The sequence below is a fragment of the Staphylococcus sp. HMSC077D08 genome, from assembly GCF_001837945.1.
Lineage (GTDB): Bacteria > Bacillota > Bacilli > Staphylococcales > Staphylococcaceae > Staphylococcus > Staphylococcus epidermidis.
Genome location: NZ_KV834758.1, coordinates 87089 through 97096 on the forward strand (window position 1 = coordinate 87089; position 10008 = coordinate 97096).

Consider the following 10008-nt stretch of genomic DNA (forward strand, 5'->3'; position numbering starts at 1 on the left):
TAATCTTTATACATAAGGCACCTCGTTAATTTCGTTTAGTGGTATTTGTTAAATTATACGAAAGGGACTTATTTTTTTAAGTATTTTAATGTAAAATTACATATAAACACAAAGTATTTTGGCGAGACTCTTGAGGGGACAGGACAAGCTAAAGACTACAGGATGTAGCTGTCCCCTAAGAAAGCAATCCAACAATACAAAGTATTGTAAATAAAGAAGCCAGTAAATGAATTTATGAAAACTCATTTACTGGCTATTTTGCTAGGAATTATGTCCCAGCTTCTTAACAATTTCAACTCACTGAAAAAACTATTTTTTTTCGTTCCCTTTTGGACCTGATTTATATTCATATTTACCAGGATTTACTTTTTTAAAGTCAGGATTTTTGTAGAATCTGAACAAGTCACCATTTAACACGCTGTCACTCATTTCAAGATCTTTCTCAACTTGTTTTTTATTTTTATCGAAGTCTTTAGGTTTTTCAGTAAGCAATTCATTATCTTTATTTGAGTAAATTTTACCATTCACATACTTATAATCTTCAGTGATAAAATCACCGTTTCTAAACGGTACTACGTTATTGTGTTGTTTAGAGAACATGTCAGAGCCAAACATTAGGTAATTCTTGCTATCAATACCAACAAGATGCAGTAATGTAGGCATTACATCCATTTGTCCAGCATACTCTTTATTTACGCCCCCTGATTTACCTGGAACTTTTAACCAGAAACCAGTGCGGTTTAAATCTGTAAATTTAGCTGGTGTAATCTTCTCACCTAATAATTTTTCCATAGCATTGTTATGATTTTCTGAAATACCATAATGGTCTCCATAAATCATAATGACTGAATTATCATATAGACCTTTTTTCTTAAGATCAGTAATATATTCCTCTAAAGCTTGGTCGAGATAGTGTGCCGTTTGTATATAACCGTCTACTGTTGAGTCACCAGTATTAGGTTTATCAATAGAAGCATCCTCTTCATCTAATGTGAAAGGATAGTGGTTAGTTAAAGTAATTAAGTGTGAATAAAACGGCTTTTTCATTTTAGATTGATAATCTGCTGATGCTTTAAAGAATGGTTTATCTTTTAAACCAAGATTAACAATATTGTCGTCAGACATGTCATAGTAAGTGGCATCATAGAAATTGTCAATACCGAAATGTTTATAAACTTGATCTCGATTCCAAAATGTTTTGTAGTCACCATGCATTACATTAGATGTATAACCTTGCTTTTGATCTAGTATAGCAGGTAATGATTGATACGTATTATCTCCCTTCAGTGAATAGGCAGATCCTTGCGGCAAGCCATATAAACTGTTGTCCATTGTAAACTCTGAGTCAGATGTTTTACCTTGCCCTGTTTGATGGAAAAAGTTTGGGAAATACGTAAAATCTTGGTTACCACTAGATAATTTATTTAAAAACGGTGTAACCTCTTTACCATTTACCTTTTTATTGATTAAGAAAGTCTGGAAACTTTCAAGGTGAATTTTAATTATATTTTTCTTTTTCGCTGCACCGTAATATTCAGAATTTGGTTCAGTACGTTTCTGCTTAGTGTAATTCAGCACTTTAGTTAAGTCATCTTCAGAAGCTAGTGCTTTTTGCTGATTATTTTCGATTGTTTTTACACCGTCATAAACAGTGAAGTTATATGGTCCTAAGTATTTCACAAGATATTTATGATCAAAAGTTCTTGTTAATAATTCGGGACGGTCTGTTTCTGCAAACGCTAAATTTAAGAAAAATAATGCTACTGACGTAGCCATTACAACAGGTACAAATTTTTTACTGAATGCTCTATTATCTAACCATTTACGTTTAAATATTAAAATGGCAAGGTAGATAATAGTGTCAATGAAATAGACAAAGTCATACCATTTGAAAGAAGCACTTACTGCACCACCCATTGATTCAACGTTGCCTGCTTGGTTTAGTGTACTAAAAGTTAAGAAATCTGAAAAAAATCTGAAGTACACAACGTTTGCGTAAAGTAGAAACGTAAGTAAAAATCCTCCAATAAAGATGAACCAAAATGCCTTCTTACCTTTAAAAAATAGGAAAACACTTAGTACAAGTGCAATCAAACTATAAGGATTCATAAGCAATATTAAGTTTTGTACTAAACCCTTGACACCTAAAGAAAAGTCAACATAATATGAAAAATATGTCTTCAAAGTAATGGTGAATACCGTTAATAAGAAGAACGCAAAAATTCCTATTTTCTTCTTGGGTAAACTCATGTTTGTTTCCTCCGTTTTTAGTAATGAATCATTTTTACGTTAAATGATTCACTTTACCTTCAGTTAATTCAAATTATAACTATCTTTTAAATTACTTTATATTCATTTGATCAAATCGATTATTTCTATTTATAAATTTAAAAATTTGATATAAATCGTAAATGCGAATACGTCATTGTTTAGACTATGTAGTTGTTAACTTTTTATTAAGATTTTTAAATGTTTGTAATCTTATTGTAATAAAAATACATAGTTCAATTTCTAAATATATAGTATTATGTCTTAAATATCAAGTAAAAGCACGCTATACAGGTAAATTGTCAACATAAAAGTGCTATTAAAATTTTAAATAATTGAGTTCTTTTACATATATAATGATTCATTATAAACTCAGTATTTCTTATGTTCATCAGTCTCCAGGACGATTCAATTTAAGTTCCAAATCTGATGTACGTGCACAAGACTACTTCTTTTTTATTTATGGGAAAACAATTCCATAGTTATACGTCACTTTAACATTTCTAATTGCATACGATGTTCAATACCATGGAACAATTGATTTAACCAATTGCTATACTTTATTAAGTTTTTTTCTGCAGTTTCGATATCTATAAATTGAAATTTCAATTTTGAGCCTTGTGGTTTTTGTGCTAATTTTGTTAGATGATAGCTTGCGATTGTACCTATTTGAGGATAACTTCCTAATGTATAATGATCGTTTAATAATACAATCGGTGTGCCATCTCTCTTAACTTGAATGGTTCCTCTTTTTACTGATTGATGAGCCGGCATATCATCATAGTATGCTTTGATTTGGGGTCCATCAAGCACCATACCTACTCTATTTGTTTTACTGGACACACTATATTCAGCCATTGTAAAACGACGCGTCGCCTCTTTTTTAAAATCTTCTGTTCCCTTATTTCTAATCACATGAAAAACATCCGAAACATAATTAAAAGACAATGCGTAACCATCAATTCCCCAATCAGTTGTACGTTTGTCAGATAAGTTTTCAAATAGCTTAAGATGTCGTTGAGAATAATGGTGTTTTAATTCTATTTCATCACCTTTTTTAAGCTTTCTCCCCTCAAAACCACCAATCTCCACATTAAAATCTGTAGATGCTGAATGAAGCCATTTTTCTAGTTTAAAACCGCCACCAACTGCTAGATAAACGCGTGATGTACGACTGGTTTCATTAAATTTCAATGTCTCACCTTCATTGATGAAATATAATTTATTAGGATAAATTTTCATATGTTCAGTTTCAGCTTTAAAATTTCCACCTGTTAAAGCTATTAGTGCCGGCTCAGTGAAGCGAATTGTTGCCATTTTTTGAGTCATTTCAAGTGTTGCTTCATTCTTGTCATTTGCAACCAGACGGTTGGCTATTTCATGTGCTAATTCATCTAATGCACCACTCGGGATAACACCTTCATGTTCATATCCCTTTCTTCCAAAATCTTGAAAGCTACTAAATAGACCACTATTTTCAATTATGATTGACATATTTTATAATCTCCTAGCTCTATTTCATTGATACCTTTAGACTCAAATGTGACATTGTCTCCTAGCTTTAATAATGTAAAGTTTTGTTGCTCAGGAAAGAAAAGTTGAACTGGTGTATATCCTATAACTAACCAATCATTATATGTATCAGTAGTCACTATTCCACATTTTTTCCCTTCAATAATAACTGATCCACAAGGGATGAACTTTTTCTTTTTACTTGTGTGGTTCACATGTAATTTTTTATTCATTCCGCTAAGATACGGAAATCCTGGTGAATACCCCATCATTGATACAAAATATTTTTCTTGAGTGTGTAATTTTACAAAATCCTCTAATTTGAGTTTAAGATGCTTTAACAAATGTTGTAAATCAGGCCCAAATTCTCCGCCATATATAACTGGAATATTAACAGATTGTTGTTTTTGAATATATTTCGCTTGAAGTTGTTGCCGATGATGTCTAATTTCTAATTTTATAGAATCAATTAAAGCTTTCATATATAAAAATGGTGACTGAATATGGTGATGTTTAATCATATCTCTTGCGTCATAGCAAATCATTAGGTCAGATTCTGTAGCTACAATTTCAGTAATAAATGGATATGATTTATCAATTAAATATGCTCTCAATGAAAGTAAATCTTCTGTCAGTCTTTGAGATACATTTTTCTCTATTGAAACAACAATGGCTTGGTCGCCTTGACTATATATTTTCATAATATCACCTCGTCAAAATTAATGATGATAAAACACATTCATCAATTTAATAATATGTGGCATTATAGATTGCATAAGCAAATAAACCAACACAAACGCACAAAATGTAGTTATAGTAGCTATTAACTTAGCAATAAGCACTTGATTGTTTTTAATGGCTTGGTTTGACATCTTTTTACCTAATACAGTAAGAAGTATTAATATAGCTAACCATAATAATGTCATAGGCTACCTCATTATTTTTTATCATTAAAATTCTTTTTCATAAATATATTATACATATACTTTAACACCGACAACCTCTCTTAAGCTATTGATTAAATAGACGTTGATTTGACTCGATTTGATTTTTTCTTTAAATTCTTCGATATAAAAATCTTTTTCTATAACTTCCCCTTGATCAATAAGAGATTGTCTCATACAGCCGGGGAGCATGTCTTCTTTATATGTTGGTGTATACAATTTATCTCTTTCTTGTATCATTACGTTGCCAATGTCAAACTCTAAAATTTTACCTTCTTCATCATAGATCAGTATTAAATCTGTGAAATGATTATGTGTTAAATAATCACGTTCTGTTGTTTTATTAGTTATGATTACTTTATCAATATTCTTTTTTTGTTGAACTAGTCGTGCGGTAAAAAAAGGTTTATCGGGTATCGGAAATAACTCATAGTTGAGTTCCCCTTCTTTGTTTAACGTCACCTTCAAACGATATACGCCTTTTGAATGCAAGGTTTTTATATTATGAATAAACTGCTTCCATAATAGATGATCAAATTGAAATCCTAGATGCTCACTAGAAGTTGAAATACGTTGATAATGGTATTCAAGCCGAGGAATGAATCCCCTATCCAATTTCATTGTTTCAAATAAATGCATATTATAAACGCTCCAAAATTTTAGTTTTATCGTGAAATTCTTGAACTTCATTTTCAGGTATTGAATCAATTGTTATACCAGCACCCACCCCATAAACCGCTTCTTCATGATTATACTCAATTGTCCGTATAGGTATATTAAATATCATCCTTTGGTTTGGAAGTAATAAGCCAATTGTTCCACAGTAAATGGATCTTGGCATGTCTTCCAACTGAGCTATATATTGCATTGTATTTATTTTTGGTGCACCTGTAATAGAACCACAAGGAAAGAGCGCTCGCATCATATCTATTAATTGAATGTCATCTTGTAATTGGCCACAAACTGTACTGGTCATTTGGAAAACTGTGTCATATTTCTCAATCGAAAACAGTTCAGGTACATCTATAGTTCCACTTTGAGCAATTCTTGTAATATCGTTACGTAATAAGTCTACAATCATCACATTCTCTGCCATATCTTTAGAGGAAGTTTTTAAATTATTATAATATAGCTCATCTTCTTTAACATTTTTCCCTCTAGGCATGGTTCCTTTCATCGGCTTGCTAACAATCATATTTGATTTACCTTTATAGTCACCTTTTTGAAAGAAAAGTTCAGGCGATATTGATGCTACTTTTATATCAGGTGTGTCCATTAAAACGGTATAATTACCATTTTGTGACATAGTAAGTTGATGATATAAGTGACTTATAGGACAGAAAATTTCTGCTTTTAAGCGCGTTGTGTAATTCACCTGATACGTTGCCCCTTCGATGATGGCTTTATGAATCGATTTGACCTTGTTAATCATCGCTTTATCACTTTCACAAAAATAAAATCCTTCAGTTTTTATATGATTTTTAGTAGACATTACTTTTTTTATATTTTTTATCGAATTGACCGATTTAAATGAATAAGCTGCAGCAAAAATATGGGATTGTTCCACGATATTGACCACCATTTCCTTATTAAAAAAAGGTGCTGCTTCATAAGTAACATAAAGTGCAACATAACTTCCGTTACGTTGTTCTTGTTCTGCAAAGTGAATGACATCCCCTACTTCATCAAGACGATATGCAATTTTAGAATCTTGAACGTTATCCATTTCTAATTGATAGTCTTCATAGTCCTTTTCATTCTCATAATAGCGATACTTAAATTCAATGTGCATATTTAACCCCTACCTCGGTTAAGAATAAATTTAATTGTTCGTGACCATATTCACTTAGTATTGATTCGGGATGATACTGTAAACCATAAATAGGATACTTACGATGCGCAACAGCCATGATAACATTCTCGTTGTTCAGCGCTGTGACTTTTAATGCGCTAGATATTGTAGAAGGGTCAGCCATAAGTGAATGGTATCGCATTACGTTAAAATACAATGGTAGCCCTTTAAAAATACCCTCATTGCTATGGCTTATCTTGGTAATATGTCCATGAACAGGTTTATCATTATGGATAATGTTTCCTCCAAAGTATTCAATGATTAATTGAAAACCTAAACAGACACCCAAAATGGGAACGTGACGATGAAATATTTCTAATACTGATGATAGTATTGGATAATCACTTGGTTTCCCAGGTCCAGGTGAAATGACAATCGCTCTCGGATTTAATGCATCGAGATGCTGTATCATCAAATCATTTACAGAAATGATTTTCACTTCTTCAGTAGTTTGTACCTTAATATAATCTATTAAGTTATATGTAAAAGAATCTTGATTATCTATCATTAAAATCATATTCATACCTCAATTATCGATAAAGATTGTTAATTATTATAGTTCTTACCCTCTATTATCACAGAACATGACTTGATTTTATATAGCATTTCGTTTATTCTATGTTCCGTACAAAATAATAACAGAGGTTCCTAGCCGAAACCCTCTATAAAAAACTAGACATGAAAATTTCAACAATGAATTTCTTCATATTATAACGTTAAGACTATATATGTCTTTAATATTTCTGTCTATCTTTTTTATAGAGATAGACTTTTTTTATGCAAAATTATCAAAATGATGAGGAGTCATATCAATGTCGCAAAATGACTTAAATAAAGAAAAAGCACTTGTCGTATTTAGTGGTGGTCAAGATAGTACGACATGTTTATTTTACGCTAAAAAACATTTTAAAAAAGTAGAACTCGTTACATTTAATTATGGACAACGACATGATACAGAAATTGAAGTTGCAAAAAAAATTGCAAAAGAGCAAAACTTGAAACATCATATTTTAGACATGTCATTACTATCTCAACTTACTCCCAATGCACTTACTCAACATGAGTTAAAAATTGAAGATAATGATGATGGTATTCCTAATACTTTCGTACCAGCTAGAAATCTATTGTTTTTATCTTTTGCTGGCGCGTTGGCCTATCAAATTCATGCTAAACATATTATTACTGGTGTTTGTGAAACAGATTTTTCAGGTTATCCAGATTGTAGAGATAGCTTTATCAAATCTATGAATGTAACTTTAAGTCTTTCAATGGATAAAGACTTTGTCATTCACACGCCATTAATGTGGTTAGACAAAGCACAGACATGGGCACTGAGCGATAAGCTAGGTGTGTTAGATTATATTCGCCACAACACATTAACATGTTATAACGGTATCATTGGTGATGGCTGTGGTGAATGTCCAGCATGTCACTTAAGAGCTAGAGGTTTAAAACATTATCTTGAACATAAAGGAGAAGAATAAGAAAATGCAACAAATTTATCCAAGTGTCACTCACCCATATCAATTCGAACTTAACAAAGATTTTAACTTTTCTGCTGCACATTATATTCCCTTTGAAGAAGCAGGAAAATGTATTCGTACACATGGTCATACATATTACGTCAACTTAACAATTGCTGGTAATACACTAGATAAATGTGGATTTTTAGTTAATTTTAGAGATTTAAAAAAGCTAGTTCACGAACAATTTGACCATTATTTGCTTAATGACTTGCCTGCTTTTAAGGATAAAAGTCCCTCAACAGAAATTGTCGCACAAACGATTTACCACATTGTTCAAAAAGAGTTAAATCAAAGAGAGAATCAACCGAAATGTGTTCAAGTTTATCTTAGAGAAACACCTTCAAGTTACGTAGTTTATAGACCAAAGGAAGATCAAGTGTAAATGGCTAAAATACCCGTTTTAGAAATTTTCGGACCAACAATTCAAGGTGAAGGTCGTGTAATAGGAAGAAAAACAATGTTTGTGCGAACAGCTGGTTGTGATTATAGATGTAGCTGGTGTGATTCTGCATTTACTTGGGACGGTAGTGCTAAAGAAGATATCAAATTAATGACTGCTGAAGAAATTTATGAAGCGTTACTTGAAATAGGTGGTCATCGATTTAATCACGTGACTATATCTGGAGGTAACCCTGCTTTAATCAAAGGTATACAGGAATTAGTAAATTTATTTGAAGAGAAACATATTTATACAGCTTTAGAGACACAAGGTAGTCGTTTCCAATCATGGATGACACAAATTGACGATTTAACAATTAGTCCAAAACCCCCTAGTTCGGGAATGAAAACTAATCTAGAAGTATTAGATTCTGTTATAAATCAATGTACATTTCATTCACTTAATTTGAAAGTGGTGATTTTTGACGATGCAGACTATGATTTTGCAAAATTAATTCATCATCGCTATCCTAACATCCCATTCTATCTACAGGTAGGCAATCCTTATCTTGATGATAACGTTGACCAACATACAGATAAATTACTTGAAAGATATGAGAAATTAGTGGATCGTGTAATGCAAAGTAGTGATATGAATCATGTCTATGTACTACCACAATTACATACATTATTATGGAGTAATAAAAAAGGCGTCTAATATTGAAAATACGTTAAATATTTCTGAGTGTTATGAAATGATTAAGTTAATGTTAATTGGTATAATGAAGAGATGAAGAATTACGAATAGGAGTTCAACATGATTATATATATATTAATTAACATCGCCATCGTCTTGCTAATTCTTGGCATCGATTTATACCGACATCGTTTCAGACATCTTAAGTTTAGCTCCATATTATTATCTATTTTAATCAATAGTGTGATTGATATTTGTGCGATTAATCAATTCAATTTTATTACGATGTTTACCGTCACGCTCTTTATGATATGGACACTTTTACAAATATATTTAAATTTCAAGCTATATCCTTTTGTAATTTCTGACCAAAAGTTTATTGCTATAATACTAGCTATTGTTATAAGCTTATTGCAATTTATTACAGATAAATCGAGCACACAATCGGTGTATATGTCCATCCCATATTTATCACCCACGATATTTATAATAGGTGCGATTTTACTTTTTGTAGGTACTTTCAAAATAGACGAAGTTGAACGTCTTTCACTATTTCGTAAAATTAAAAGACCAATGACAACAGGTACAATTATTATTATCCTATCTCTCATATCAACGATGATTTTAACGCCCTTTTGGTATGTCTTTTTAATCATTTATAGCTTACTCATTGGTTTTATATTATGGCAAGGTGTTTTTTTCATAAAAAATAAAAAATAATTATCGTTGTTACAGTTAAAATAATCCTTTCACATTAAAATACGATACATCATCCAAACTTTACATTGATTTATAAGATAGAGGCTGGGACATAATTCCTAGCAAAATAGC

General features: G+C 31.4%; 11 protein-coding genes and 1 riboswitch. Of the genes, 4 read left to right on the forward strand and 7 right to left on the reverse strand.

Annotated features, from left to right (window positions below; genetic code table 11):
* Nucleotides 1–309: 309 nt before the first annotated feature.
* From ltaS to HMPREF2663_RS04115, 7 genes are all read right to left on the reverse strand, one after another.
* Nucleotides 310–2250 (reverse strand): polyglycerol-phosphate lipoteichoic acid synthase LtaS, encoded by a 1941-nt coding sequence (gene ltaS / locus HMPREF2663_RS04085; RefSeq protein ID WP_002475959.1) that lies wholly within the window; start codon nt 2248–2250, stop codon nt 310–312.
* Nucleotides 2251–2757: 507 nt separating this feature from the next.
* A complete protein-coding gene (locus tag HMPREF2663_RS04090; RefSeq protein ID WP_070845845.1) occupies nt 2758–3762 on the reverse strand; it encodes a 5-oxoprolinase subunit C family protein in 1005 nt (334 codons plus the stop codon).
* A complete protein-coding gene (locus HMPREF2663_RS04095) occupies nt 3750–4481 on the reverse strand; it encodes a 5-oxoprolinase subunit B family protein (protein WP_070845847.1) in 732 nt (243 codons plus the stop codon). Before HMPREF2663_RS04095 ends, HMPREF2663_RS04090 begins: the two co-directional genes overlap by 13 nt.
* Nucleotides 4482–4499: 18 nt before the next feature.
* Nucleotides 4500–4706, reverse strand: a complete 207-nt coding sequence (locus HMPREF2663_RS04100; protein ID WP_001830353.1) for a hypothetical protein — start codon at nt 4704–4706, stop codon at nt 4500–4502.
* A gap of 48 nt (nt 4707–4754) precedes the next feature.
* Nucleotides 4755–5363, reverse strand: a complete 609-nt coding sequence (locus HMPREF2663_RS04105) for an aminotransferase class IV (protein WP_002490714.1) — start codon at nt 5361–5363, stop codon at nt 4755–4757.
* A 1-nt stretch (nt 5364) separates the two neighbouring features.
* Nucleotides 5365–6516 carry a chorismate-binding protein gene (locus HMPREF2663_RS04110; protein WP_002445905.1) on the reverse strand — a complete coding sequence of 384 codons (1152 nt, stop codon included), beginning with the start codon at nt 6514–6516 and terminating at the stop codon, nt 5365–5367.
* Entirely contained in the window at nt 6506–7093 is a 588-nt protein-coding gene (locus HMPREF2663_RS04115; RefSeq protein ID WP_002487106.1) for an anthranilate synthase component II, read from the reverse strand. Before HMPREF2663_RS04115 ends, HMPREF2663_RS04110 begins: the two co-directional genes overlap by 11 nt.
* Before the next feature lie 118 nt (nt 7094–7211).
* Nucleotides 7212–7258, forward strand: a riboswitch (PreQ1 riboswitch).
* Nucleotides 7259–7388: 130 nt separating this feature from the next.
* On the opposite strand from HMPREF2663_RS04115, the gene queC reads away from it, so the two are divergent.
* The 4 genes from queC to HMPREF2663_RS12205 all read left to right on the forward strand — a co-directional run bounded on the left by queC (nt 7389) and on the right by HMPREF2663_RS12205 (nt 9897).
* Nucleotides 7389–8060 carry a 7-cyano-7-deazaguanine synthase QueC gene (gene queC / locus HMPREF2663_RS04120; RefSeq protein ID WP_070845849.1) on the forward strand — a complete coding sequence of 224 codons (672 nt, stop codon included), beginning with the start codon at nt 7389–7391 and terminating at the stop codon, nt 8058–8060.
* Between the two features lie 4 nt (nt 8061–8064).
* Complete coding sequence (gene queD, locus HMPREF2663_RS04125) at nt 8065–8484, forward strand: 6-carboxytetrahydropterin synthase QueD (protein WP_002445902.1); 420 nt, start codon at nt 8065–8067, stop codon at nt 8482–8484.
* On the forward strand, nt 8485–9198 hold the full coding sequence (queE, locus tag HMPREF2663_RS04130; protein WP_002445901.1) for a 7-carboxy-7-deazaguanine synthase QueE: 714 nt from the start codon (nt 8485–8487) through the stop codon (nt 9196–9198).
* A 99-nt stretch (nt 9199–9297) separates the two neighbouring features.
* Nucleotides 9298–9897 carry a hypothetical protein gene (locus HMPREF2663_RS12205; protein ID WP_083319971.1) on the forward strand — a complete coding sequence of 200 codons (600 nt, stop codon included), beginning with the start codon at nt 9298–9300 and terminating at the stop codon, nt 9895–9897.
* Nucleotides 9898–10008: the final 111 nt, after the last annotated feature.